This is a genomic window from Cupriavidus sp. YR651, from assembly GCF_900101625.1.
Taxonomy (GTDB): Bacteria; Pseudomonadota; Gammaproteobacteria; order Burkholderiales; family Burkholderiaceae; genus Cupriavidus.
This window is the reverse complement of the sequence record NZ_FMYZ01000010.1, coordinates 82754-106933: the sequence shown is the minus strand read 5'-3', so window position 1 is coordinate 106933 and position 24180 is coordinate 82754. Positions and strand designations below refer to the sequence as shown.

The window sequence follows — 24180 nt, the reverse complement described above, 5'->3', positions numbered from 1 at the left end:
ATTCCTTCTGTTATTGGGGGTGCTTCAGTTCCACCCGGCGGATGTCCTTGACGATCACCAGGTAACTCAGCACGGTGACCAGCGCGTTAATGCCCACGAACACCAGGGCGCCGTTGAACGAACCCGTGGCACTGAGGATATAGCCGATCACGATCGGCGTCACGATCCCGGCGATATTGCCGAACGTATTGAAAATGCTGCCGGCCAGGCCCATCACCTCCTTGGGCGCGGTGTCCGCCACCACGGCCCAGCCCAGCGCGCCGATGCCCTTGCCGAAGAACGCCAGCGCCATGATGCCGACCACCAGCCACTCGGCGTCCACATAGTTGCAGGCAATCATCGACACGGACAGCAGCATGCCGGCAACGATCGGCACCTTGCGTGCCACGGTCAGCGAGTAGCCGCGACGCAGCAGCGAATCGGAAATCACGCCGCCCAGCACGCCGCCAAGGAAACCGCAGATGGCCGGCAACGAGGCCACGAAACCGGCTTTCAGGATCGACATGCCACGGGCCTGCACCAGGTACACCGGGAACCACGTCAGGAAGAAGTACGTCAGCACGTTGATGCAGTACTGGCCCAGGTACACGCCGGCCAGCATACGGTTCCGCAGCAACTGGCGGGCGTAGAACCAGCCACCGGGTGCGGCCGTCTTGCCGTCGGCCTTGCCGGCGCCTTCGCTCATGTGGATCAGGCCGCCGCCTTGCTCGATGTACTCCAGCTCGGCGCGGTTGACGGCCGGGTGCGTGGCCGGGCTGCGCATGATGCGGAGCCACAGCATCGCCAGGGCCATGCCCATGATGCCCATCCACATATAGACGTGGTGCCAGCCCATGGTGTGCGTGACCCAGGCCATCAGCGGCGTGAACACCACGGCGGCAAAGTACTGCGCCGCATTGAAGATGGCGGATGCCGTGCCGCGCTCGGCCGTCGGGAACCAGCTTGCGACCACCTTGGCATTAGCCGGGAACGCCGGCGATTCGGCCAGGCCCACGGCAAACCGGAGCATGAACAGCACCGTCATGGCCGCGCCGATCGTCGCGAACATGCCAAGCCAGCCCTGCAGCAAGGTGAAGAATGACCAGAGGAAAATGCTGGCCGCATAGATGCGGCGTGCGCCAAAGCGGTCCAGCAGCCAGCCGCCGGGAATCTGGGCCATCACATACGCCCAGCTGAAGGCAGAGAAGATGTAGCCCATCTGCACGGCGGAAAAACCGAACTCCTCCCGCATCGCGGGGCCGGTAATCGACAGCGTGGCACGGTCGGCGTAATTCACCGTCGTGACAATGAAAATCAGGGCGAGGATCCAGTAGCGGACGTTGGTGCGGCGCGCGCCGGATGCGGCGGCTGCAGTGGAGGTAGGGCTTGAGTTCATCGTGTCTCCTCACAGCCGGCGGACCTGAATGCGGAAATGCGTGGGGGCCGGTGTGATATGTCGTCGTACGACTTGGATTATAAGGACGTGGTTCCTGCAGACACAGTGCGCGTTTACCCTGATTCGGTGCGGGCTGCCGTCCCGTGGTGCATACCGTATTGGCTCAGCCTTTCAATCAGCTTGCGGCTTTGCGGGTGGTTTGGCGGATGGCGCGCGACGCGTCCCGGCCGGGATAGCTCGCCTCAAGGGCCCCGAAATGCCCCGGGTTTTCCCTCAACTGCGCCCTGACCTCTTGCATCGTCAAGTTGTTAGTTGTACGATGACTTATCTCGAATCCATCAACACTGGATGGGGCGAGATAAATACACCGGCTTGCCCCACCCCTTCATACACATTCGCCATGTGGCGATCAGGAAGAGCGACATGACTACACCGCAAGAACTCAAGCAGATTATCTCGGACGGCCTGCTTTCGTTCCCCGTCACCGACTTCGACGCGCAAGGCAACTTCCGCGCGGACACGTATATCGAGCGTCTGGAATGGCTGGCACCGTACGGCGCTTCGGCCCTGTTCGCCGCCGGCGGCACGGGCGAGTTCTTCTCGCTGACGCAGCAGGACTACTCCAACGTGATCCGCACCGCGGTGGAAACCTGCCGCGGCAAGGTGCCCATCCTGGCCGGCGCCGGCGGCCCGACCCGCGTGGCCATCGAATACGCGAAGGAAGCCGAGCGCCTGGGCGCCCACGGCATCCTGCTGATGCCGCACTACCTGACCGAAGCCAGCGAAGAAGGCATCGCCAACCATATCGAAGAGGTCTGCAAGGCCACCAAGTGCGGCGTGATCGTCTACAACCGTGCCAACTCGCGCATCGGCGCCGACCTGCTGGAACGTGTGGTGGATCGCTGCCCGAACCTGATCGGCTTCAAGGACGGCGTGGGTGAGATCGAGGCGATGGTGCGCGTGCGCCGCAAGCTCGGTGACCGCCTGGCCTACCTGGGCGGCCTGCCCACCGCCGAGGTCTATGCCGCCGCCTACAAGGCGCTGGGCGTGCCGGTGTACTCGTCGGCTGTGTTCAACTTCATCCCGAAGACCGCGATGGACTTCTATCGCGCCATCGCCGCCGATGACCACGCCACCGTGGGCCGCCTGATCGACGACTTCTTCCTGCCGTACCTCGACATCCGCAACCGCAAGCACGGCTACGCGGTCAGCATCGTCAAGGCCGGCGCCAAGCTGGTCGGCCACGACGCAGGCCCGGTACGCGCCCCGCTGACCGACCTGACCGAAGAGGAAATGGCCAAGCTGGACGCGCTGATCAAGAAGCTGGGACCGCAGTAACGCAGTAAGGCCGCGAAACCCGGGCCCTGCCCCGGGTTCGTCGCTGACGAAGAGGGAGCCGCCATGCCGGCTCCCTTTTTTCATGGGCCCGAGCTGGCACGCTCGCTGCTATGCTTGCCCGCATGGACTATCCCGCGATCCTCGCCCGCATCCACCACGACATCCAGCCACTGATCGGCAAGGGCCGTGTGGCGGATTACATCCCCGAACTCTGCAACGTCTCGCCGGATCATTTCGGCATGGCGCTGGTCACGCCCCAAGGCGATTGCTACGGCGTGGGCGATGCCACCGTGCCGTTCTCGATCCAGAGCATCTCCAAGCTGTTTTCCTGCACGCTGGCATTCCAGCTGCTCGGTGAAGACCTGTGGCAGCGCGTGGGGCGCGAGCCGTCCGGCAACGCCTTCAATTCGCTGGTCCAGCTCGAATACGAGCAAGGGATCCCACGCAATCCGTTCATCAACGCCGGGGCGCTGGTGGTGACTGACGTGCTCTGCGGCCGTTTTGTCCAGGCCGAGACGGCGCTGGTGCAGTTCCTGCGTCGCCTCAGCAACAACCCGGCAATCGACTACGACCCTTGCGTGGCGCAGTCCGAACTCGACCACGCCGACCGCAACCGCGCCATGGCGCACTTCATGAAGAGCTTTGGCCGGATCGAGATGTCGGTGGAAACGGTCATCGACGCGTATTGCCGCCAGTGCGCGATCACCATGAGCTGCGAGGACCTGGCGCGCGCGGCGCTGTTCCTGGCCAATGGCGGCGTGGTGCCCTACAGCCGGGAACGGATCCTGGACGAAAGCCCGACCAAGCGGCTGTCCGCGCTGATGCTGACCTGCGGCACCTACGACGCGGCGGGGGACTTCGTCTACCGCGTCGGCCTGCCCGCCAAGAGCGGCGTGGGCGGGGGCATCGTAGCGGTGCTGCCGGGCGAATGGGCGGTCTGCGTGTGGTCGCCGGGACTCGACGCGCACGGCAATTCCCTCGCCGGCGTCCAGGCGCTTGAGTGGCTGACTACGCTGAGCGGGCACTCGTTGTTCTGAGCCCGCCATATTGAGCCCGCTGTTCCGGGTGAGCGATTCCCGAGCGGGCATCGCGCGCGGAAATCGCGCACCTTCAAGGCTTGGTGATTCGGGGGCATCGCCCAACAAAAAACCCCACGCTCGTGAGAACGTGGGGTTTTAAGCTGTCCGGCGCCGACGAATCGAAACCGGAGCAGCGACTACCAAAGGTCGTGGCGATCAGGCCGCGGCGTCCTTCAGCTTCTTCAGCGGGCGCACCTTGACCTTGACGCTGGCCGGCTTGGCCGGGAACCAACGCTCTTCGCCAGTGAACGGGTCCTTGCCGAAGCGCTTCTTCTTGGCCGGCACTTGCTGTGCGGTCACCTTCAGCAGGCCCGGCAGCGTGAATTCGCCAGCGCCCTTCTTGTTCAGCGCGCCAACGATCGTGCTTTCCAGATGGGCCAGCACCGACTTCACGGCCTTGGCTTCCAGCTGGGTTTGAGCTACCAGGTGAGCGACCAGGCTCGACTTGTTGAAGGTGTCCTTCAGCGGACGCGGGGTTGCCGCGGCGGCGGAGGGAGCAGCCTTCTTGGCCGGAGCGGCCTTCTTGGCAGCAGCCTTCACGGGTGCTTTGGTTGCCGCGGCCTTCTTGGCAGCGGGCTTGGTTGCAGTCTTCGCGGTCGGTTTCGCTTTGGTCGCCATATCGATATACGAGAGTTGAAGAAGTGTCCCGGCGAATTGCAACGCTATACGCGTCGCAGATCATGGGTGCCGGTACGCACTGAATCATAGCGGAAACCACCGCAAGTCAAGGGCTTTTCGTACATGCGACAGGTCAAACCAAGTGAAAACCCCGGGTTTTGTCGCTGGTTTGCGTCAGCGGATGCGCGTTGGAGGCCTACGTCCCCCCACTTTCGCGATGTCGGACGCGTGCGAATCGCACCGTTCAGTGCGCATGCGCGATCATCGCGTCGTGCGTTTCGCGCGCCAGGCCCATCGCGAAAGCCGTCTCGGCGACGAGAAAAAGCGGGCCCACCAGCAGCCCGACGAGGTCGTCGACGAAGGCCGGTTTGCGTCCTTCGAAATAGTGGCCGACGAACTGGATGATCCAGCCGACGACGAACAGGCCGATGCCCGTGACCAGCCATGCGGCCGTCGGCAGCGCGGCGATCCACGCGCCGGCCCAGAGAAAAATGGCCAGGATGACGGCCATCGCCACGCCGAAGCCGAACGACAGGCGCAGGTAGAAGAGACACGACAGCGCGTACACGACCATTGCCGGCGTCAGAAACAGATCGCCGTCGCCGAGTGGCATCGCGGGGCGGCCGAGCAGTGTGGTGACCGCCAGCACGATCATCGGAATGCCGATGAAATGCGTGAGGACGTTGCGAGGATCGCGGTGATAGGCCGCGTAGCTGGCCAGATGTTCGATCAGGGTTTTCACGGGGGCGTCTCCGGTGGAAGCCCCGGCTGGCGATGTCCCTGACGTGCATGGAGCATCGGTGCCGGTGGCGATGTGGATTTATAGTAGTGGGCACGACGCACACGAGTCTGTCCGGTTTTTGACAGTTCGCGCGCGGCGGCGGCAACGCCGAACAACAACGACAGGAGACGCCCCGATGGGTCTGGCCCCGCCTGCCCCGCCCCCATCCCTCGATGCCGACGGACTCGCCGCCGTGCGCGCTGGCGCATGGTTCGCCGCGCTGCCGGAGGCCCTGCAGCAGGCACTGCTCGAGGACGCCCGGCCACGCCGCGTGGCGCCCGGCGCCACGCTGTTCGCGCGCGGCGATCCGTTCGATGGCCTCTACTGCATCCTGTCTGGCACGATGCAGATCCACGCCACGGCGGCAACGGGCAAGGAAGCGCTGCTCGGTCTGCTGGAGCCCGGCACCTGGTTTGGCGAGATCTGCCTGTTCGACAACCTGCCGCGTACGCACGACGCGCGCGCGATCAATGCCGTGACCCTGCTGAACGTGCCGCGTGCGGCGCTGGATGCGCGGCTGGCGATTCATCCCGAATGGTGGCCCGCTTTCGGTCGCCTGCTGGCCAGCAAGACGCGGCAGGCGTTCCGCTTTGTCGAGGAAGCCCAGTTGCTGGCGCCCACCGCCCGCACGGCGCGCCGCCTGGCGGCGCTCGCGCAGGGGCTTGGCAACCGGCCGGCGCAACCCGCCTCCACGCCGCTGGCGCTGCGAATTCCGCAGGAACAGCTGGCCCAGATGCTTGGGCTGTCCCGCCAGACCGTCAATCACGCGCTGCGCGAACTGGAATCGCGGGGCTTGCTGCGGCTGCACTACGCCGGCATCGAACTGCTGGACGTGGCTGCGCTGGATGCCTACGAGTAGCCCACGAAAGGTCCGCGAAGAGTCCACAAACAGCCTGCGAACGACCCATCATGCTTCCCGCTGACGAAATCGCACCCCTTGCCCCGGAACTGCTGCACGCGTGGCTGGCCCGTATCGGTATCGATACCCCGCCCGCGCCGACGCTGCCGTCCCTCGATGCGCTGATCGCAGCGCAACTGGCGCATCTTCCATTCGAAAACCTTAATTCGCTGCTGGGCCGACCCGTCGCCATCGACCTGCCGTCGATCTTCGACAAGCTGGTCCGGCAAGGCCGCGGGGGCTACTGCTTCGAGCTCAATACGCTGTTCTGCGCCGGGTTGAAGGCGCTCGGCTTCACCGTGATCCCGCTGGCGGCGCGGGTGCGCTGGGACGTTCCGGAGGCCACGCCCACCGGCTTGTCGCACATGCTGTTGCGCGTGGAAGTGGAGCACGAAAGCTATATCGCCGATGTCGGCTTCGGTGGCCCGACCCCGGATCGCGCGCTGCCGCTCTCCCTGCCGATCGACGATGCCGCGCCCTACCGCCTGCTGCCGAGTCCGGCGTCTGCCACCAACACCGCGTTTCATGCCTACGACCTGGCGGTGCGCAACCCCGCGGATGGCGAGGATGGCTGGCGCGTGATCTACCGGTTCGACCTCACGCCGCAGCCCCGGATCGATTTCGTGGCGCGCAACTGGTACGTCTCCACGCATCCGGACAGCCCATTCACCCACACGTTGATGGTGGCCCGCAGCGATGGCGATGCGCGTCTCGCACTCGGCAACGGTGATTTTTCGGAGCGCGCCGCGGACGGCAGCGTCCGCAAACAGGTGCTCCGCACGGCGGACGCGGTCATCGACACGCTCGCCGAACGCTTCCATATTCGCCTGGACGAGGACCTGCGCGGTGCGTTGGCCAGCACGTTGCCAACCCTTCTGGCGAGGGAAAACCCCCTCTGAATGACGCGTTCGGCGGCGCGGGCGTGGCATCCGCTCGCGTGCCGGCGCCGCGCCGAGTGCCGCAAATTCCACGGTGCGGCACGCTGTCATGCATCGCGTGAATTGCCCGCAGAAAGTTTGCTGATACCGCGCCCGGCAAGGTGGGTTGGCGGTGGACTGGGGCTGGCGGCGTCCCCATAATGTCCCGGCCACTTCACACAATCAAGCGGCGGCACGACCGTCGCATTCCATCAGGAGACGCCATGTCATTGTTCGATCTGTCGGGCAAGGTTGCCATCATCACCGGTTCCTCGCGCGGCATTGGCCGGGCCATTGCCGAGCAAATGGCCGTACAGGGTGCCAAAGTCGTCATCTCGTCGCGCAAGGCCGAGGCCTGCCAGGAAGTCGTCGACGCCATCAACGCCCGGCACGGTGCCGGCACCGCCATCGGCGTGCCCGCCAACATCTCGTCCAAGGAAGATCTGCAGCGCCTGGTCGACGAGACAAACCGTGCCTTCGGCAGGATCGACGTACTGGTCTGCAACGCGGCGTCCAATCCGTACTATGGGCCGATGAGCGGCGTGTCCGACGAGCAGTTCCGCAAGGTGCTCGACAACAATGTCATCTCCAACCACTGGCTGATCCAGATGGTGGCACCACAGATGATCGAGCGCCGCGACGGGTCCATCATCATCGTGTCGTCGATCGGCGGCCTGCGCGGCTCGCCCACGATCGGCGTCTATAACGTCTCCAAAGCCGCCGACTTCCAGCTCGCGCGCAACCTGGCGGTGGAGTTCGGGCCGCACAACGTGCGCGTCAACTGCATCGCCCCGGGCCTGATCCGGACCGACTTTGCCCGCGCGCTGTGGGAAGACCCGGAGCGCTACAAGCAATCCACGCAAGGCGCCCCGTTGCGCCGCATCGGCGAACCGGTCGAGATTGCCGGCGCCGCGTGCTACCTGGCCTCCGCGGCCAGCTCCTTCATGACCGGACAGGCCATGGTCGTGGATGGCGGCGTCACGATCTGAGCACTCGCCTGCGGGGCGGCACGTCGCGCCGACGCGCCGCCATCGTGTTTCTGCACGTCCATCTGCAATGCAGTCCCGGAGGCAGTCATGTCGCAACAACCGCAGCGCACCGGCACCTGGCCGGCCATTTCCCTTGCCGAGGCCCACGCCCGGCTGACCGCGCCGGGCGCGCCGTTCGAAACGGAAACGCGCGTGATCCGGGGCATCCCCACCACGGTCTGGAAGAATGCGCCGCCCACATTGCGCGATCTCTTCCTGATTGCCGCGGCGTGGGGCGAGAGAACTTTTGTCGTCTACGAGGACGAGCGCGTGAGCTACCGCGCATTCGCCCTGGCTGCCAGTGCGCTGGCCCAGCAACTGGTCCGTGACGGCGTGCGCAAGGGCGATCGCGTGGCGGTTGCCATGCGCAACCTGCCGGAATGGCCGGTAGCGTTCTATGGCGCGGTCCTGGCCGGTGCCATCGTGACGCCGCTCAACGCCTGGTGGACCGGGCCCGAGCTCGAATACGGCCTGGCCGATTCCGGCAGCCGCGTCGCCATCGTCGACAGCGAACGGCTGGACCGGATCATCGAACACCTGCCGGATTGCCCGGCGCTGGAACGCGTCTACGTGTCACGCCTGCCAGCGGGCGCAGGCCGCGGCAACGCGGACCCGCGCATCGCCTCGCTCGAATCCGTGATCGGGACCTGCGACACCTGGACGCAGCTGCCGTCGCAGTCCCTGCCGGCCGTGTCCCTGGATCCGGATGAAGACGCCACGATCTTCTACACCTCCGGCACCACCGGCAAGCCGAAAGGCGCGGTGGGATCCCATCGCAACGCCACCTCGGTTGCGGTGGCCGGCCAGTTCAGTCCGCTGCGCAACCTGCTGCGCCGGGGCCAGCCGATTCCGGAACCCGATCCAAACGCCCCGCAGAAAGGCTCCCTGCTGGCTGTTCCGTTCTTTCATGTCACGGGCTGCATGTCCGTGCTCAACGGCGCGCTGGCCACCGGCAGCAAGGTCGTGTTGCTGCATCGCTGGGATACCTTGCGCGCCATGACGCTGATCGAGCGGGAACGGTGTACGTCGGCCGGCGGCGTGCCGACGATCGCGTGGCAGATCATCGAGCACCCGCAGCGCGGGGATTTCGATCTCACCTCGCTGGAGAACATGCACTACGGCGGCGCGCCGGCTTCGCCCGAACTCGTCCGACGCATCAAGGAAGCTTTTCCGGCGGCGGCGCCTGGCATCGGCTGGGGCATGACCGAGACATCGGCCACGTTTACCAGCCATAGTGCCGAGGAATACATCCAGCGGCCGGACAGCAGCGGCCCGGCCCTGCCGATCGGCGAGATGAAGATCGACGACGGTTTTGGCCGCGCCCTGCCCGTGGGCGAGACCGGAGAACTGATGGTGCGGGGCGCCAACGTGGTCCACAGCTACTGGAACAAGCCCGAGGCCACGGCAAAAACCTTCGTCGACGGCTGGCTCCATACCGGCGATATCGCACGGCTGGATGAGGACGGCTTCCTCTACATCGTGGATCGCATGAAGGACATGCTGATCCGCGGGGGCGAGAACATTTACTGCATCGAGGTGGAAAGCGCGCTGTACGAGCATCCGGCCATCATGGACGCCGCGCTGGTGGGCATTCCGCATCGCACGCTGGGCGAAGAACCGGCGGCGGTGGTCAGCTTGAAACCGGGCATGCAGGCGACGGAGGCGGAACTGCAGGCGTTTGTGCGCGAGCGGCTGGCGGCGTTCAAGGTGCCGGTGCGCGTCATCGTCCGCGCGGAGATGCTGCCCCGGAATCCAAACGGCAAGATCCTGAAGTCGAACCTGCGGAAGCTGTTCGAAGCGTAGGTGCGATATGTCGGGGCGCGAAGCGTCAGCCAGTGTGGAACAGGAGGGGCGAAGGGGCCGGCGAAGGCCCCTTCCGTCGTCCGTTCCGTCCGGCCCTTACTTCACCGGAATCGGCGTCCCGGCCGGCACCGGCACGGCGGTCACGGCGTTCTGCGGGCTGCCGCTGACGATCCGATCCGAATACGTCAGGTAGACCAGCGTGTTGCGCTTGCGGTCGACCGCGCGTACCACATGGAGCGTCTTGAACAGGATCGACATCCGCTCGGTGAACACGTCGTCCTGGGCCTTGATCGGCCCCTTGAACGCGATGGTGCCAACCTGACGGCACGCGATGGAGGCCTCGGGCGGGTCTTCCGCCATGCCGAGCGTGCCCTTGATGCCACCCGTCCGCGCACGCGAGACGTAGCAGGTAATGCCTTCGACCTGCGGGTCGTCATAGGCCTCGATCACGACCTTGTCGGACCCGGTCATGCGGAAATTCGTGCTGACGCTGCCGATTTCCTCGGCCTGTGCGGCACCGGCCATCGCCATCAGACCAGTGGCCATCCCGGCAGCGATTCCGGCGGTGATCCTGGGGGCCATCCTGAACCCCCGGCCGATTCGGAAACTATCCATGAGCATGGCGGCGTCAGGGCGTGGAACCCTTGATCTCATCGTGCCGCTTTTCCATTTCCTGGCGGAGCTCGCGGCGCTGCTTGGCCGCCTCGAAGCGCTGGCGCTCCACTTCGTCGCGCGGCTGCAGCGGCGGTACCTCGGCGGGGGCGCCATTGTCATCCACGGCCACCATCGTGAAATAGCAGCTGTTGGTATGTCGTACGACCTTGCTGCGGATGTTTTCCGTTACCACCTTGATGCCGATTTCCATCGAGCTGCGGCCCGTGTAGTTGACGGCTGCGAGGAATGTCACCAGTTCGCCCACATGAATCGGCTGGCGGAACACCACCTGGTCGACGGACAGCGTGACGACATAACGGCCGGCATAGCGGCTGGCGCAGGCATAGGCCACCATATCCAGGTATTTGAGAATGGTGCCCCCGTGCACATTGCCGGAGAAATTGGCCATGTCCGGCGTCATCAGCACGGTCATGGAAAGCTGGTGGGATAAATCGTTCATCGCAGAAAATCCAGAATCGAGCCTAAGGCGCGGGCAGTGTAACCCGGCAGGCGTTGCGATGAAAGATTCACGGCGGTTCTGTCGCGCGTCCAAATCCCAAAATGGGACGGCCTGAATTTGACGGGCAAAAGAAAAGCGGCCCGGGAGGCCGCTTTCTCTACTTCGCAGACGCGATGCGCTTACTTCTTCTTGTTCACGGCGTCCTTGAAGCCCTGGCCGGCGGAGAACTTCACCGTCTTGGCGGCCGGGATCTTGATCGTTTCGCCGGTGCGCGGATTGCGGCCGGTACGGGCAGCACGCTTGCCCGAGCTGAAGCTACCAAAGCCTACCAGCGTGACCGAGTCCCCCTTGGCCACTGCCTTCTTGATGCTGTCCAGCGCAGCGTTCAGCGCGCGCTCGGCGGCGGCGTTGCTGAGTTCTGCTTCCGCGGCGATGGCTGATACCAGTTCACCTTTATTCATGGCTGATTTCCCTTGTTGGTCGTCGTCACCGGACTTTTGCCAGGTGGCAAAAGTCCGATCGGCGCAGTCTAATCTGCCCTTCGCGCGTTGAGCAATCCCCAGTGGCACCGACGCAACGAAAACTGCCGGAAATCCTTCCCTGGCAAGACTTAGCGGGGGTTTTACCCCTCTTTTCCACGGATGGCGCCGTCACTTTTCTGACGGTTTACGTATCGGACGGCGCACATCATAAAACTGTCGTACTACGCACTTTCGGCGGGAAATCCGGGCGGCCATGACCGGCATCGCGGGCAGGCCCGCTGCCCGGCGTTGCTCGATTTCGGTGCAACGCACCGTTTCGGCACATGAAGCAGTCAGATTGTGCGTCGTTTTGGCGCATGGAAAGGCAGCCGGCTGCCAGATACCCCATCGCTGACGATGCCAGGTCGCCTCGAAAAGTGCGACACGTGCACCAAAAACATCGATCCGCCACCGCGGCCTTGGGGTCCGATTAGGCGGAGTTGGCGCGAGATACCCCATACGAGTGCATTTCGCACCGGGATTGCGCCGGCCACCTCGATTTTCCGCCCCGTTCTGGAACGCTTTTTGCATACCCGTGCTCCCATTTTGAGCATTGGGGTGGCAATGGATAACTGGAAGACTGGCACGGATGCGATGTTCATCCTGCTTGGCGCAATCATGGTGCTTGCCATGCATGCAGGCTTTGCATTCCTGGAACTCGGCACCGTCCGAAAAAAGAATCAGGTCAATGCCCTCGTCAAAATCCTTGTCGATTTTGCCGTTTCAACCATTGCGTACTTTTTTGTCGGTTATACCGTCGCGTACGGTGTCCAGTTCATGTCCGGCGCGGATGTATTGGCGCAAAAGAGCGGATACGAATTGGTGAAATTCTTCTTCCTCGCCACATTTGCCGCTGCCATCCCCGCCATTATCTCGGGAGGCATCGCCGAGCGATCCCGCTTCAATCCTCAATTGGCTGCCACTTTCGTGTTGGTCGGGCTGGTCTACCCGTTCTTCGAAGGCATCGCGTGGAACAACCGCTTTGGCATCCAGGACTGGATCGCCTCGGTGGCCGGCGCCCCATTCCACGACTTCGCGGGATCCGTGGTCGTTCACGCCGTGGGAGGCTGGATCGCCCTGCCCGCAGTGCTGTTGCTGGGCGCTCGCCGGGGCCGCTACCAGAAGGACGGCCGCATCAGCGCCCACCCGCCCTCGAACATCCCTTTCCTGGCGCTCGGCGCCTGGGTGCTAGCGGTGGGCTGGTTCGGCTTCAATGTCATGAGCGCCCAAACCGTGGACAAGATCAGCGGTCTGGTGGCGATCAATTCCCTGATGGCGATGGCGGGCGGCACGCTGGCCGCGTGGTGGGCGGGCCGCAATGACCCCGGCTTTGCCTATAACGGCCCGCTGGCCGGCCTGGTGGCCGTTTGCGCCGGCTCCGATCTGATGCACCCCCTCGGGGCGCTGATTACCGGCGCGGTGGCCGGCGTATTGTTCGTGCATTTGTTTACGCTGGCCCAGAACCGCTGGCATATCGATGACGTACTTGGTGTGTGGCCGCTGCACGGCCTGTGTGGCGCCTGGGGCGGCATCGCCGCCGGCATCTTCGGCGCCCACGCGATGGGGGGCGTCGGTGGCGTGTCGCTGGTTGCGCAGCTGATCGGCACGGTCATGGGGATCGTGATCGCGGTGGTCGGCGGGACGATCGTCTATGGCACGCTGAAGAAATTCGTCGGCATCCGGCTGGATGCGGAGGCGGAATTCAATGGTGCCGACCTGACCCTGCACCGCATCTCCGCCACGCCGGAGCGCGAGACCAACTGGTAATCGCAATCCACGCATTTTTGTCAGCAAAGGCGGCCGGACATGTTCCGGCCGCTTTACTTTGTATTGACAATTATTGACTTGAACTTTCTCTCCGGCGCGCCCAATAATGCCCTTGCTCGCCTCTACGCTTGGCAAGGCGTTTCCCGCTGTCCTGGCACCATCGCTTTCTCCGCTGTCTGGTTTTACCTGCCCGTCAAAACAGGAGCGTGCCCCATGGATTCCAACTCGCTGCAGAGCTTCCGCGACCTCGTCGTCGGCTATGCCACCGTCTTCGGCGTCAAGATCCTTGCCGCGCTGGCGTTCTGGGTCGTCGGCCGCTGGCTGATCCACTTCGTCGTCAGGCTGGTTCAGAACTCACTGTCCAAGCAGAAGGTCGACCCCACGCTGCTGCGCTACGTCGGATCGATCGTCACCGTCACGCTGAATGTGGTGCTGGTGATCGGCATCCTCGGGTATTTCGGCATCCAGACCACCACGTTCGCGGCATTGATCGCGGCGGCTGGCGTGGCCATTGGCATGGCCTGGTCCGGCCTGATGTCGAATTTCGCGGCCGGGGCATTCCTGGTCGTGCTGCGGCCGTTCAAGGTGGGAGACTTCGTGACGGTGGGCGGGGTGACCGGCACGGTCAAGGAGATCGGCCTGTTCGCCACGACGCTCGACACGCCGGACAATGTGCTGACCGTGGTCGGCAACAACAAGATCTTTGCCGACACCATCCAGAATTTCACGGCCAATCCATATCGACGCGTGGAATTGAAGACCCAGCTCGCCGGGACCACGGACGCCGCCGCGGCTGTGGCGTTGCTCAAGGAGCGGATCGCCGCGATCCCCAATGTCCTGGCCGATCCGCCCGTGGATGTGGAGATCCTGGAATTCACGCTGGTCGGTCCCGTCCTGGCCGTGCGCCCGCACTGCCACAACGACCACTACTGGCAGGTGTACTTCGACAGCAATCGCGTCATCCGCGATAGCTTTGGCCAGGCCGGCTTTGCCGCGCCGATGCCGGCGCAAATGATCGTCATGCAGAACCCGCAGGCCATGCCGATCAGCCCGGCGGCCCCGGCCAACCAGGCGGCCTGAACCGGACGATTCAGATCACCTCGCGGGCACCCGCGTGCCCGTAGGAACGCAGCAGTACCGCGCCGCACCCGCAAATCGCCATCACCACGGCCAGCGGCAGCGCGGTACCGTCGTGCCACAGACTCACCGCGGCGCCGGCCAGCGTGCCGAAGCCAAACTGCAGCGTGCCCATCAGGGCTGACGCCGTTCCAGCCCGATGGCTCTGGTGCGCGAGCGCCAGCGCGGATGCGTTTGGCGTGATGCAGCCCAGTCCGGCCAGGAAGACAAAGAATCCAGCCAGCAGCACAGGCAGCGTGGCCCAGCCCGTCAGTGCCGCCACTGCCAGCATCAGGCCCGCAAGGCATGGCGCGAACAATGCCACGCGCAAGACCTCGTCGAGCGGACGCGCACGGACCAGCCGCACGTTGACCTGCGACATGGCGATCAGGCCGAACGCGTTGGCACCAAACACAAAGCCGTAGTGGGAGGGATCGATGCCATGCAGTTCGATCAGCACGAACGGCGAACCCGCGATATAGGCGAACATGCCGCCTTGCACGCAGCCCGCGGCCAGCGAGTAGCCGAGGAACTCGCGATCCCGCAGCAATTCCCAGTAACTGCGCAGGACCGTCGCCGGATGCAAGGTCCGCGTGCGTTGCGGATCGAGCGATTCCTCCATGCGTGCGTGCACCAGCCACAGGATGAGCACCGCCGCGCCGCAGTGCACCCAGAAAATCGCGCGCCAACCCAGCGTGGTCAGGATGGCGCCGCCGATGATCGGCGCCAGGATGGGCGCCAGGCCCATCACCAGCATCAGCGACGAGAACGCCCTGGCGGACTCATGGGCTTCCAGCCGGTCGCGGATCACCGCACGCGACACCACCAGCCCGGTGCACCCGCCCAGCGCCTGCAGGAACCGCCACAGCATCAGCGATTCCGCGCTGCCGGCCAGCGCGCAGCCGGCGGCGGCCAATCCATAGAGCGTCAGGCCAATGTACAGCGGTGGCTTGCGGCCGAAGCGGTCGCTGATCGGCCCGTAGAACGCTTGCCCGATAGCCAGCCCCACCAGGAAGGTACCGAGCGTGAGCTGCACCTGCCCGATGTCGACGTGCAGGTCTGCCGCCAGCGCCGGAAAGCTGGGCAGGTACATATCGATGGACAACGGGGCCAGCGCGGTCAGCGAGGCGCAGATCAGAAGCCAGAGTGGAAAGCGCGCCGTTTGCGGCGCGCTTGTGGTCGACGTCATGAAGCAGGTTCCGGAGAAGACTGCACGGCTGGGCTCCACAAAGGCGCGGGACCGGCGTGCAGGCGAAGCGCAATTGTTGCACAGCAAGCGCGCACGCAGCGCGGGGGTCGTCAACCATCCTGTCGCGTCGTGGAAAATCTGCCGCAAACCAAGTGGTCACGCGGGAATTACGTGTGGCGCGGCTTTCACGTGCACCAAGGTGGAGGGTACAATGCGTGCCTGTCGGCATAGTTGTTGCGCCGACCGCGCAGTCAGACGCAACGCGGGAGTCGGATCACCGAAACCGTCCCCGGCAACGTTATCCTGCATGACCATACGACAAACGCCGTTTATTGCTTTGCTGAGCCTGGTTGCGTTCGCAGCCCTGCCCCCGTTGCCCGCCTGGGCCGCGTCGGTCAGGGCGCCCGCATCGGTATCGGTGCCGGCGTCCGCACCCGTGGTGATCGATGAAGCCGACTCGCTGTCCCGCATGCTCAAGGGCGCGGCCACCGGCCAGAACACCGGCGCCGCCGGCGTCCCCGAACTCCTGCGCAACACCAACCGGCCCGACAGCGTGCTGGCGCGCGCCTGCCGTCAGCTCAACGACGCATTGCCGATCGAGATCGATGGCGAAACGCGCCTGCGCCGCTGCCAGTCGGTCCCCGGCAAGCACGTGCTCTTCCAGTTGGAACTGACCAACTATCGTGGTCCGATGCTCGACCTGGCCAGCTTCGAGGTCAACTACGCCGCCCCGCTCCAGCGCAACATCTGCGCCAACCGCGACGTGGAAATCCTGACCAAGCTCGGCATCAGCATGATGTTCCGCTACATGACCCGCAACGATCGCGGCGAGCGCCGCGTCGGCGACGTCTACATCAACGCGCCTATCTGCGTCTCCGCACTGCGCTGAGCCTCGCCAACTCGCGAGTCTTCCGGCCGCTTCCGTCGTACACGGGTTTCAAACAACTACCGCCGCACCATGAAAAAACGGCAGGCTGATCGCCTGCCGTTCTTCTTGCCGCTCGCTTGCGGCTGACTTGCGGCTCGCCTGCCTCGCCGATTGCTGCGATGCGACGTCCGCCGTAGCCGGCCAGCCTCAGGCCGCCCTGGGCCGCAGCGGCAACACGTTGGCCGCACGCCGCATCAGCACGCGGGTTTCCTTCCACGCGGCATCCGCCAGCGGCGATCCCCACACCAGTTCATGCAGCCTGGACAGGGCAAACGGATCGCCCAGCAGGACATGCTTCTGCGCCGCCGACAGCGATTGCGGACCATGGGTCAGCGCGTGCTGGACCAGCGAGGCATGTTGCAGCCTTGCCGGCTCTGGCTGGATCTTGCGCGCCGTGGCCGTGGCGCACATCAGCGCGTTGGTCACCGGATCAACCACCGCATCCACGAAGCCCGGCACGTCCTGCGCACCCTCCACATGCTGCTGGGTCTCCACGATCTCACGCGGCACGATCGTTTCTTCCGGGATCATGAACAGGCCGGCCCTGCGGGCGGCACGGCCCAGCGAGACGCGAGACAGCATGACCGACAGCGGAATCGACAACGCGAGCGATCCGACGATCGGCAGCAGCCACCAGATGAAGCCCGGGCTCAGCCAGTACACGCCACCGCCCCACACCAGACCGAGCAGCGTATGCCAGCCATGGCGGCGGAACGCCTCGCCCCAGGTGGTCTCGGCGTCCTCGCGCGGGGGCGACTTCCACGAAATACCCCAGCCGCTGTAGGCCGCGATCACGAACTTGGTATGGAACAGCATGCGCGTCGGTGCCAGCAGCGCCGACATCGCCATCTCCAGCAACATGCTAATAACCAGCCGGACCACGCCGCCATACTGGCGCGCATCCTTCATCAGCAGCAGCACGCTGAGCAGCTTGGGCAGGAACAGCAGCGTGGCGGTGGCCGAGAACAGTGCCAGCGCCTTCTCGGGATGCCACTCGGGCCAGGTCGGGAACAACTGGTACGGCTGGGTGAAGTACTCCGGCGGCACCAGCGCATGCTTGGCAAGCGCGGCGGTGGACAGCAGCAGGAACAGCAGCCACAGCGGAGCCGACAGATACGCCATGATGCCGGTCAGGAACACCGCGCGGTGGACCATGTGGAAGCCTTGCTTCATCCACAGGCGGAAGTTCATCAGGTTGCCCTGGCACCAGCGCCGGTCGCGCTTGACCTCGTCCAGCAGGTTCGGCGGCAGCTCCTCGAACGAGCCCGGCAGATCGTAGGCAATCCACACGCCCCAGCCCGCACGTCGCATCAGCGCGGCTTCCACGAAATCGTGCGACAGGATTTCACCGGACAGCGGCCCCTTGCCGGGCAACGGCGCCAGCGCACAGTGCTCCATGAACGGCTTGATGCGGATGATGGCGTTGTGGCCCCAGTAGTGCGATTCACCAAGCTGCCAGTAGTGCAGGCCCGCCGTGAACAGCGGGCCATAGACACGCGTGGAGAACTGCTGCACGCGGGCATAGAGCGTGTCGCGGCCCACGGCCAACGGCGCAGTCTGGATGATGCCGGCGCCCGGGTTGGCTTCCATCAGGCGCGTCAGCGTGGCCAGGCAGTCGCCGCTCATCACGCTGTCGGCATCCAGCACGATCATGTAGCGGTACTTGCTGCCCCAGCGGCGGCAGAAGTCCGCCACGTTGCCAGTCTTGCGCTTCACGCGATGCCGGCGCCAGCGATAGAAGATGCGGCCAAAGCCGCCAACCGCGCGGCAGATTTCCATCCACGCGTCGTGCTCGGCCGTGCGCAGATCGGGGTTGCCGCTATCCGACAGCACGAAGAAATCGAAGTGCGCGAGTTCGCCCGTACGTTCGAGCGATTCGTAGGTGGCCCGCAATCCGGCAAAGACGCGTGTCACGTCCTCGTTGCAGATCGGCATGATGACCGCCGTCCTCGCGGCGGGGTCTATCGCGGCATCCGGCGCGGCGCTGCGCGAGATCAGGTGGCGATCGCCCCCCTTGGCCAGCACCAGGAAGCCCATCATCGCCGTCCAGAAACCGGCCGACACCCACGAGAACAGGATGGCGAACAGTGCCAGGATGGCGATCTCGAGCGGATCGGCGCCGTGGTACGGCAGCACCTTGGCCATGAAATAGGTGGCCACTGCGGTCTGGCCGATCACCAGCGCCAGCAGGAACCAGCGGCGATGCGAGCCGGCCGGATGCCATTTGCCTTCGGCGTCGGGGCCGTCGTGCAGCGTGTCCCACGTTTCGGGGATCGGCGGACGGCCCGTCATCTTGCGCCAGAGGTTGCGCAGTCCGCCCGTCACCACGTGCGGGGGCCACTGGCGCGGCACCATCGACTCGCGCGCCGGCTCCGGGCCGGTGTCCACGCGGACGGTTCCATCTTCGCGACGCTGCAGCAGCGGCTCGCCATCGGTCTGCGGATTGCCGTAGGCCATTGAAAAGCGGCGGCTCACGGATGCATAAGTGGCGCCACCGGGCGTGCTGCGCTGGCTGAAGTCGATGCCTTCCTGATCCTTGGGATCGCGGCCGGCCAGCCGCGTTTGCAGCTGGATCATCGCGGAAGGCGCCTCGATGCCGTCGGTGGGAACACTCGCCACCGGGGGCATCGGGGTATCGGCCAGCAGTTCGCTACGCAGTTCGGGCGAGGCCGGCAGGCGATCGACATAGCGCTCGCATGCTGCCGCCTGGGCCGGGCGCTGCTTTAGCCGGGGGGTAAGATGTAGCTCCATGTTTCGGATAGGGTTGTATTGCCGTTGCGAAGATAGCCGCGCAACTCAACCGGCTTGTTCTCGTCCTTGCGCCGCATGTACATCGTCATGCGCCAGCCGCCCGTGGCGTCGTTGCGCCGGACCGTCGTCTTCAGCAGCTCGCCATTGGCGTCCGCCGAAACCATCGGATCCAGCCGTGCGTCCTCGGGCAGTTTCTTGAACGCGGGACCTTCGAAATCCACCACCAGCGAGAAGCTGGTGTCATCCTGCTTGCGCGTGAGCCCCTGGCCGCGACGGGTCTGCGTGACCCACGATAGCGGCGGCAGGTTCTCGCCGTCCTTCTGCCATTTCAGCCGGTATTCGTAGTCGAATGCCTGCCGGGGCTTGGGCGGGTTGTCCGGCACCCAGAACGCCACGATGTTGTCGTTGGTTTCGTCCGGGGTCGGGATCTGCACCAGTTCCACGCGGCCGGTGCCCCAATTGCCCTTGGGCTCCACCCAGCCGCTCGGCCGGCGCTCGTACCACGCACCGATCTCCTGGTAGTTGTCGAAGCTGCGGTCACGCTGCATCAGGCCGTAGCCCTGAGGATTGGTCGCGGCGAACGACGTCACCAGCAGACGCTTCGGGTTGACCAGCGGGCGCCAGACCCATTCGCCGGTGCCGAGCTGGACCGACAGGCCATCGGAGTCATGCACCTCGGGGCGGAAGTCCGTCGTCATCGACGGCTGGTTTTCGCCGAACAGGTACATGCTGGTCAGCGGGGCCAGGCCCAGCTTGGTGACGTGCTCGCGCAGGAACAGCCGCGACTTCACCTCCATCACGGTTTCGTCGCCAGGCTTGATGACGAAGCGATAAGCCCCGCTCATGCGGCGCGAATCCATCAGTGCGTAGACGGTGATCTGCTTGTCGTTGGCCGACGGCCGCTCGATCCAGTACTCGACGAAACGCGGGAACTCCTCCCCCGAATTCAGTGCGGTGTCCACCGCCAGGCCGCGGGCCGACAGGCCGTACCACTGGTCCTTGCCCAGCGCGCGGAAATAGCTGGCCCCCAGGAACGAGGCGAGTTCATCCTTGCGCTTGCCCTGGTTCAGCGGATACATCAGCCGGAATCCCGCAAAACCAAGGCCCTTGAGCTTGGTGGCATCGACCTTGTGCGAACCGTAGTTGAAGGCTGCGGGATCAAAGCGGAATTCCCTGACGCTGTTGCCCACGACCTCGTTGATCTTGACGGGCTGGTCAAACACCATGCCTTCGTGGAAGAACGACAGCTCGAACGGCAGGCGCGCACCGCGCCAGGCAAAGCGCTCGGGCTTGTATTCGATCTCGCGGTAGCGCTCGTACGACAGCTCCCGCAGTTCGCTCGGCAGGTTCTGCGCCGCGGGCTTGTACGGCGAAGTGGAAAGCTGGCGCGCACGCGCCGCCACGGTTTCAAAATCGAACGCGTGCGCCGTCAGCGCCATCACGGCCAGCACCCCACCGCCGACCCAGCGCCCCAGTCCCGTCATCAGCCCCGGTAATCGACGCGCAGGCGCGGCAATCGGGGGGTGGGCGGGGCTGAGCGACGTCGTGATTGCGGTCATGAAGGCCGGATAAAGGTGGGTGGGAGGTGGATAGAAAGCGCGAAGCCCGTGACGATTCGCCAGATATGGCAGCCGATGGCACGAACCTCAACGCGGACAACCAGAGCAAGAGACGGACCAGCCGGGTGACTGGAGCATCCGCGCCGATTCAATGCGCGAAGCGGTCAATCAGGGACCATCGCCATTGACCGTATCCACCTTGTTGCATTGCGATGCGAAACCTTAACAATTCGAGCCTTAAAAGTCACGTTTCGGTGCCGCAACGTTTGAAACAAAATGTCAACCTAGTCGGCTCGAAGCCGCTCCGCCGCAGCGTTTGCGGGCGGCGGCGTCACTTGACCGCCGACCCGCCATCGCGACTACCCGTCGAGCCGGCGCCGAGGCCGTCACCCCGACGACGGGTGCTCACCGACGGGACACCGTACCGCATCGCTCCGTTCGGGCCCCGACCGGTCCGCCATCCGCCGCCGCTTTCCTTGCGCGCCTGCCAGATCCTATCCCTCGTTCGCTCCTGTCCCTTGCTCGTTCCTATTCCTTGTTCGCGCCATCGCTAAAGGGATTGAATTTCTCGGACTTCGCGCCTTCGCCGTACGTGTCGAACGTGCCGCTACTACGCATGCCCTGCGAGAAGTTGTCGTATTTCTGGGCGGTGCCCTTGGCATTGTCGATGGGTTCGAACTGGTCGGTCCGCACACCCGGGTTCAGCGAGTTCACGCTATCGGTGCGGGCCCCGTCCGTATAGGCGTCGAACTTGCCCGTGTGCGCGCCGTCCGAATAGGGGTTGTATTTGTCGCGAGCACCGTCCGTGTAGGTGTCGAACTTGCCAGTCCTGGCTGGCGACTGGGCCTGGGCGGCACCAGCGGCGGCGGCCAGTATCAGGCCGAGGATCAGGTAGCGTTGCTTCATGGCCGGACTCCTTCTCTCGCCGGGCAGGCGAATGGCCCATGCCCCTCGCGCCGGCCGCCCGGCATCAGGCGGCCGCCCTCTCGCAGGGGCAACACTCCACGCTAGGTCAGGGCCGGCTGGCTGTCAAACTGCGCTGCGGCGGGAAATTTGCTGCACCGCGATGCCTTGCGAATGTGTCGCCAACTGCCTTGGATCGCACGCAAGCGGCGCCCGCGCGCTTACAATCGCCTCGTCATTCACGATCACAAGGAATTGCCATGCAAGCCCGGCGCATCTCCCGCTTTGCCCTCGCGTCCAGCCTGGGTTGCGCGCTCCTCCTTGGCGCCGCACAGCCCGCCCTTGCCTACTTCGACAATTACTTGTCCGGCAGCATCATCGGCACCCTGACCAAGCAGGAAGCCGCCTCGGTGGCAGTGAGCGTACGCAAGGCGCTGAATGACACCGCGGACAACCAGACGGTGGAATGGCACTACCCCGCCGCCGGCCGCCGCCAGGCTGTCGACGGCACGATCACCCCCATCGCCACCAAGACCGACAAGGGCCAGACCTGCCGCAGGCTGAAATCCGAGCTGAAGCGGGGCAGCGCCACGGAAGGCTGGTCCGGCTGGTTCTGCAAGCAATCCGACGGCACCTGGAAGGCGCGTCAAGTCGCTGACTGACCGTCGCCGTGTTCGGGTGCCGGCGCAGGGTCCGGCACGCGCCCGGCCGCAGGCCCCGCACTGCGGCGGGCATGCGCGGCCGGATCGATGTCGGCATTGCCGGGGACTTCGAACCAGCGCGCCTCGGGCACGCCGATCGTATGGGACGGCTGGTCCATGAAGTGCGGCGACATGATCTGGACACCGTACGCGTTGAAGGCATCCTGGATTCCCGCATGCAGCGCCGACAGCGCGTGAAAGCGATTGCGCGGATGATCGATCGCGGCGAACAGTTCGTATTCCACGTAGAAGTCCTGTAGCGCCCGCTGCAGTACGAACGGCGTGGGTTCCGCCACTACATGCCTGGCCTGTCCGGCGGCCTCCAGCAGCATCCCGTGGACCTGCCGCCACGGCGTGTCGTAGCCGATCGTCACGGTGGCGGAAATCAGCGCACCCTGCTCCGCATCGCGGGCATCGCGCGCGGTGCCGTGGCGCGAGTAGTTATGGATCGCGCTGCCAACCACCACGGCGTTGGGCAGCGTCACCTCCTCATTGCGCAGGTTGATGACCTTGACCGACAGCGCGTCGAGCCCCGCCACCGTGCCGACCGTGTCCCCGATGCACACCATGTCGCCGCGCCGCAGCGCGCGCGAATAGACCACCACCATCCCGCTCATCAACTGGTTCACCACGTTGGCCGACCCCAGCGTCACCATGAAGCCCAGCAGCACCGACAACCCTTTGAAGATATCGCTCTGCGAGCCCGGAATATAGGGATAGGCAAACGTGAACCCGAGCACCCAGATCAGCACGCTCGCCACACGGCGCGTGGCGCCCGCGGTCTCGGGGTGCATCCCCGGCACCGTGACCTGGCCCTTTTGCACGGCCACGAAGATGTTGGCCACCAGCCGCTGCACCGCGCGCGTGATCAGCAGGATCACCACCACGGTGACCAGGCCGGGAATTGCCTCCACCATCGATATCGCGATATTCGCCAGCAGGCCGACGATAAACACGCCCATGCGGTCACCGAGCGGCTCGGTCAGCGGAAACTGCTCCATCGCGAACTGGAGCCAGAGGAACGCGAGCACGAACACCGAGCCCACCGCCAGGATCTGCACGATGCGGCTGACGAGCTGGTACACCGCGCCCGTCCAGTCGAACGTGCCGCTGGCGCGGCGTTTCAGGTGAACATCGAGGGCCTGCTGGAGCCGGGTGCGCATGCGGTTGCGGGCGCGGCCGATGCCCCAGATGAGGCCGACCAGCAACGTCAGCCCGGCGAGCGACAGCAGCGCGCCGCGCAGGAGGTTAGGCCAGTACATCTGCGCGCGTCGCGCATCGATGGCGGCCTGCAGGCGTGCCTGCACCTGCGCCGCGGCGACGTCGACGGCGAGTCCTTCCGCCTGATCCAGGTCGCCCACCGTGAGCGCGAACAACAGCCGGTCGCCAAGGCGGAACGCCACGCCGCTCACATCCCCAAGCGAGCCGGCAATCCGGCCCAGTGGCAGCGAGAGCTGCGTCTCGGACAAGGCGTCGAATGTGGCTTGCGCCCTTGCTACGCGTGTGGCCGGGTCGGCGCCGCCGACCGTCGCGCGCAGCGTCACGATCGGCCGGTTCATCAGGCGTAGCTCGGCGGGCGCTTCACGGGCCGGCGCAACAGGCGCAGGCACAACGGGTGATGCCGACACGGCTGGAGCGCTCGCCGCCTGCACGACGCCGCAAAGCATCGCCACGACGGCAATGACCACCCGCCAGCCTCCCGATCCCTGCCACCGCCACGCTTGCGTCGCCATGTCCGTTTCCCGAGTGGTGCCTAGCGCCAAGCATAGCCTGAAGGCGAAAAAAAAGAGAGGC

The 24180-nt window shown here is 65.1% G+C and carries 21 protein-coding genes; 10 read left to right on the top strand and 11 right to left on the bottom strand.

Going from position 1 to position 24180, the window contains the following annotated elements:
- Positions 1-10 precede the first annotated feature (10 nt).
- Complete coding sequence (locus tag BLR29_RS23775) at positions 11-1375, bottom strand: MFS transporter (RefSeq protein ID WP_092140247.1); 1365 nt, start codon at positions 1373-1375, stop codon at positions 11-13.
- 423 nt (positions 1376-1798) lie between these two features.
- On the opposite strand from BLR29_RS23775, the gene kdgD reads away from it, so the two are divergent.
- Both kdgD and BLR29_RS23765 read left to right on the top strand, forming a co-directional pair.
- Positions 1799-2713 (top strand): 5-dehydro-4-deoxyglucarate dehydratase, encoded by a 915-nt coding sequence (gene kdgD, locus BLR29_RS23770; protein ID WP_092140246.1) that lies wholly within the window; start codon positions 1799-1801, stop codon positions 2711-2713.
- Between the two features lie 122 nt (positions 2714-2835).
- Positions 2836-3750 carry a glutaminase gene (locus tag BLR29_RS23765; protein ID WP_092140393.1) on the top strand — a complete coding sequence of 305 codons (915 nt, stop codon included), beginning with the start codon at positions 2836-2838 and terminating at the stop codon, positions 3748-3750.
- A 198-nt stretch (positions 3751-3948) separates the two neighbouring features.
- On the opposite strand, the gene BLR29_RS23760 is transcribed toward BLR29_RS23765, so the two are convergent.
- The gene (locus tag BLR29_RS23760) at positions 3949-4410 is read right to left on the bottom strand and encodes an HU family DNA-binding protein (protein ID WP_092140245.1); all 462 of its coding nucleotides are present in this window, start codon (positions 4408-4410) and stop codon (positions 3949-3951) included.
- A gap of 244 nt (positions 4411-4654) precedes the next feature.
- Positions 4655-5152, bottom strand: a complete 498-nt coding sequence (locus BLR29_RS23755; protein ID WP_092140243.1) for an Mpo1 family 2-hydroxy fatty acid dioxygenase — start codon at positions 5150-5152, stop codon at positions 4655-4657.
- Between the two features lie 175 nt (positions 5153-5327).
- On the opposite strand from BLR29_RS23755, the gene BLR29_RS23750 reads away from it, so the two are divergent.
- The 4 genes from BLR29_RS23750 (at position 5328) to BLR29_RS23735 (ending at position 9837) form a co-directional block, all read left to right on the top strand.
- On the top strand, positions 5328-6050 hold the full coding sequence (locus BLR29_RS23750) for a Crp/Fnr family transcriptional regulator (RefSeq protein WP_092140242.1): 723 nt from the start codon (positions 5328-5330) through the stop codon (positions 6048-6050).
- Positions 6051-6100: 50 nt separating this feature from the next.
- The gene (locus tag BLR29_RS23745) at positions 6101-6988 is read left to right on the top strand and encodes an arylamine N-acetyltransferase family protein (RefSeq protein ID WP_092140241.1); all 888 of its coding nucleotides are present in this window, start codon (positions 6101-6103) and stop codon (positions 6986-6988) included.
- Between the two features lie 242 nt (positions 6989-7230).
- Complete coding sequence (locus BLR29_RS23740; protein ID WP_092140240.1) at positions 7231-7995, top strand: SDR family oxidoreductase; 765 nt, start codon at positions 7231-7233, stop codon at positions 7993-7995.
- An 87-nt stretch (positions 7996-8082) separates the two neighbouring features.
- The gene (locus tag BLR29_RS23735) at positions 8083-9837 is read left to right on the top strand and encodes a class I adenylate-forming enzyme family protein (RefSeq protein ID WP_092140239.1); all 1755 of its coding nucleotides are present in this window, start codon (positions 8083-8085) and stop codon (positions 9835-9837) included.
- A gap of 96 nt (positions 9838-9933) precedes the next feature.
- Here the strand turns inward: BLR29_RS23735 and BLR29_RS23730 are convergent, their stop codons facing one another.
- The 3 genes from BLR29_RS23730 to BLR29_RS23720 form a co-directional block, all read right to left on the bottom strand.
- Positions 9934-10383 carry a CreA family protein gene (locus BLR29_RS23730; protein WP_092140238.1) on the bottom strand — a complete coding sequence of 150 codons (450 nt, stop codon included), beginning with the start codon at positions 10381-10383 and terminating at the stop codon, positions 9934-9936.
- Positions 10384-10465: 82 nt separating this feature from the next.
- Positions 10466-10951, bottom strand: coding sequence for an acyl-CoA thioesterase (locus tag BLR29_RS23725; RefSeq protein WP_092140236.1), 486 nt, complete (start codon positions 10949-10951; stop codon positions 10466-10468).
- 179 nt (positions 10952-11130) lie between these two features.
- Positions 11131-11412, bottom strand: coding sequence for an HU family DNA-binding protein (locus BLR29_RS23720; RefSeq protein ID WP_008651272.1), 282 nt, complete (start codon positions 11410-11412; stop codon positions 11131-11133).
- Between the two features lie 624 nt (positions 11413-12036).
- Here BLR29_RS23720 and BLR29_RS23715 point away from each other — a divergent pair.
- The gene (locus BLR29_RS23715; protein WP_092140234.1) at positions 12037-13239 is read left to right on the top strand and encodes an ammonium transporter; all 1203 of its coding nucleotides are present in this window, start codon (positions 12037-12039) and stop codon (positions 13237-13239) included.
- Between the two features lie 213 nt (positions 13240-13452).
- Positions 13453-14319: a mechanosensitive ion channel family protein gene (locus tag BLR29_RS23710; RefSeq protein ID WP_092140232.1), complete on the top strand. Its 867-nt coding sequence runs from the start codon at positions 13453-13455 to the stop codon at positions 14317-14319.
- A gap of 10 nt (positions 14320-14329) precedes the next feature.
- Here the strand turns inward: BLR29_RS23710 and BLR29_RS23705 are convergent, their stop codons facing one another.
- Entirely contained in the window at positions 14330-15544 is a 1215-nt protein-coding gene (locus tag BLR29_RS23705) for a Bcr/CflA family multidrug efflux MFS transporter (RefSeq protein WP_092140229.1), read from the bottom strand.
- Between the two features lie 307 nt (positions 15545-15851).
- Here BLR29_RS23705 and BLR29_RS23700 point away from each other — a divergent pair, with 307 nt between their 5' ends.
- Entirely contained in the window at positions 15852-16433 is a 582-nt protein-coding gene (locus BLR29_RS23700) for a hypothetical protein (protein ID WP_092140227.1), read from the top strand.
- Between the two features lie 186 nt (positions 16434-16619).
- Here the strand turns inward: BLR29_RS23700 and mdoH are convergent, their stop codons facing one another.
- The 3 genes from mdoH to BLR29_RS23685 form a co-directional block, all read right to left on the bottom strand.
- On the bottom strand, positions 16620-19223 hold the full coding sequence (mdoH, locus tag BLR29_RS23695) for a glucans biosynthesis glucosyltransferase MdoH (RefSeq protein ID WP_092140225.1): 2604 nt from the start codon (positions 19221-19223) through the stop codon (positions 16620-16622).
- Positions 19196-20707 (bottom strand): glucan biosynthesis protein G, encoded by a 1512-nt coding sequence (locus tag BLR29_RS23690; RefSeq protein ID WP_176861049.1) that lies wholly within the window; start codon positions 20705-20707, stop codon positions 19196-19198. Before BLR29_RS23690 ends, mdoH begins: the two co-directional genes overlap by 28 nt.
- A gap of 603 nt (positions 20708-21310) precedes the next feature.
- A complete protein-coding gene (locus BLR29_RS23685; RefSeq protein WP_092140217.1) occupies positions 21311-21688 on the bottom strand; it encodes a hypothetical protein in 378 nt (125 codons plus the stop codon).
- Positions 21689-21945: 257 nt separating this feature from the next.
- Here BLR29_RS23685 and BLR29_RS23680 point away from each other — a divergent pair, with 257 nt between their 5' ends.
- Positions 21946-22347, top strand: a complete 402-nt coding sequence (locus BLR29_RS23680) for an RT0821/Lpp0805 family surface protein (protein WP_092140216.1) — start codon at positions 21946-21948, stop codon at positions 22345-22347.
- On the opposite strand, the gene BLR29_RS23675 is transcribed toward BLR29_RS23680, so the two are convergent.
- On the bottom strand, positions 22332-24119 hold the full coding sequence (locus BLR29_RS23675) for a mechanosensitive ion channel family protein (RefSeq protein WP_092140215.1): 1788 nt from the start codon (positions 24117-24119) through the stop codon (positions 22332-22334). The genes BLR29_RS23680 and BLR29_RS23675 overlap by 16 nt on opposite strands.
- Positions 24120-24180: the final 61 nt, after the last annotated feature.

Bases quoted from the DNA above. Each gene is read 5' to 3' on its own strand.
- BLR29_RS23710 (WP_092140232.1), top strand. From the start codon at position 13,453: ATGGATTCCAACTCGCTGCAGAGCTTCCGCGACCTCGTCGTCGGCTAT.
- BLR29_RS23730 (WP_092140238.1), bottom strand. From the start codon at position 10,383: ATGGCCACTGGTCTGATGGCGATGGCCGGTGCCGCACAGGCCGAGGAA.
- BLR29_RS23690 (WP_176861049.1), bottom strand. From the start codon at position 20,707: ATGACGGGACTGGGGCGCTGGGTCGGCGGTGGGGTGCTGGCCGTGATG.
- BLR29_RS23765 (WP_092140393.1), top strand. From the start codon at position 2,836: ATGGACTATCCCGCGATCCTCGCCCGCATCCACCACGACATCCAGCCA.
- BLR29_RS23705 (WP_092140229.1), bottom strand. From the start codon at position 15,544: ATGACGTCGACCACAAGCGCGCCGCAAACGGCGCGCTTTCCACTCTGG.
- BLR29_RS23715 (WP_092140234.1), top strand. From the start codon at position 12,037: ATGGATAACTGGAAGACTGGCACGGATGCGATGTTCATCCTGCTTGGC.
- BLR29_RS23740 (WP_092140240.1), top strand. From the start codon at position 7,231: ATGTCATTGTTCGATCTGTCGGGCAAGGTTGCCATCATCACCGGTTCC.
- BLR29_RS23750 (WP_092140242.1), top strand. From the start codon at position 5,328: ATGGGTCTGGCCCCGCCTGCCCCGCCCCCATCCCTCGATGCCGACGGA.
- BLR29_RS23745 (WP_092140241.1), top strand. From the start codon at position 6,101: ATGCTTCCCGCTGACGAAATCGCACCCCTTGCCCCGGAACTGCTGCAC.
- kdgD (WP_092140246.1), top strand. From the start codon at position 1,799: ATGACTACACCGCAAGAACTCAAGCAGATTATCTCGGACGGCCTGCTT.
- BLR29_RS23720 (WP_008651272.1), bottom strand. From the start codon at position 11,412: ATGAATAAAGGTGAACTGGTATCAGCCATCGCCGCGGAAGCAGAACTC.
- BLR29_RS23685 (WP_092140217.1), bottom strand. From the start codon at position 21,688: ATGAAGCAACGCTACCTGATCCTCGGCCTGATACTGGCCGCCGCCGCT.
- BLR29_RS23700 (WP_092140227.1), top strand. From the start codon at position 15,852: ATGACCATACGACAAACGCCGTTTATTGCTTTGCTGAGCCTGGTTGCG.
- BLR29_RS23680 (WP_092140216.1), top strand. From the start codon at position 21,946: ATGCAAGCCCGGCGCATCTCCCGCTTTGCCCTCGCGTCCAGCCTGGGT.
- BLR29_RS23725 (WP_092140236.1), bottom strand. From the start codon at position 10,951: ATGAACGATTTATCCCACCAGCTTTCCATGACCGTGCTGATGACGCCG.
- mdoH (WP_092140225.1), bottom strand. From the start codon at position 19,223: ATGGAGCTACATCTTACCCCCCGGCTAAAGCAGCGCCCGGCCCAGGCG.
- BLR29_RS23775 (WP_092140247.1), bottom strand. From the start codon at position 1,375: ATGAACTCAAGCCCTACCTCCACTGCAGCCGCCGCATCCGGCGCGCGC.
- BLR29_RS23760 (WP_092140245.1), bottom strand. From the start codon at position 4,410: ATGGCGACCAAAGCGAAACCGACCGCGAAGACTGCAACCAAGCCCGCT.
- BLR29_RS23735 (WP_092140239.1), top strand. From the start codon at position 8,083: ATGTCGCAACAACCGCAGCGCACCGGCACCTGGCCGGCCATTTCCCTT.
- BLR29_RS23675 (WP_092140215.1), bottom strand. From the start codon at position 24,119: ATGGCGACGCAAGCGTGGCGGTGGCAGGGATCGGGAGGCTGGCGGGTG.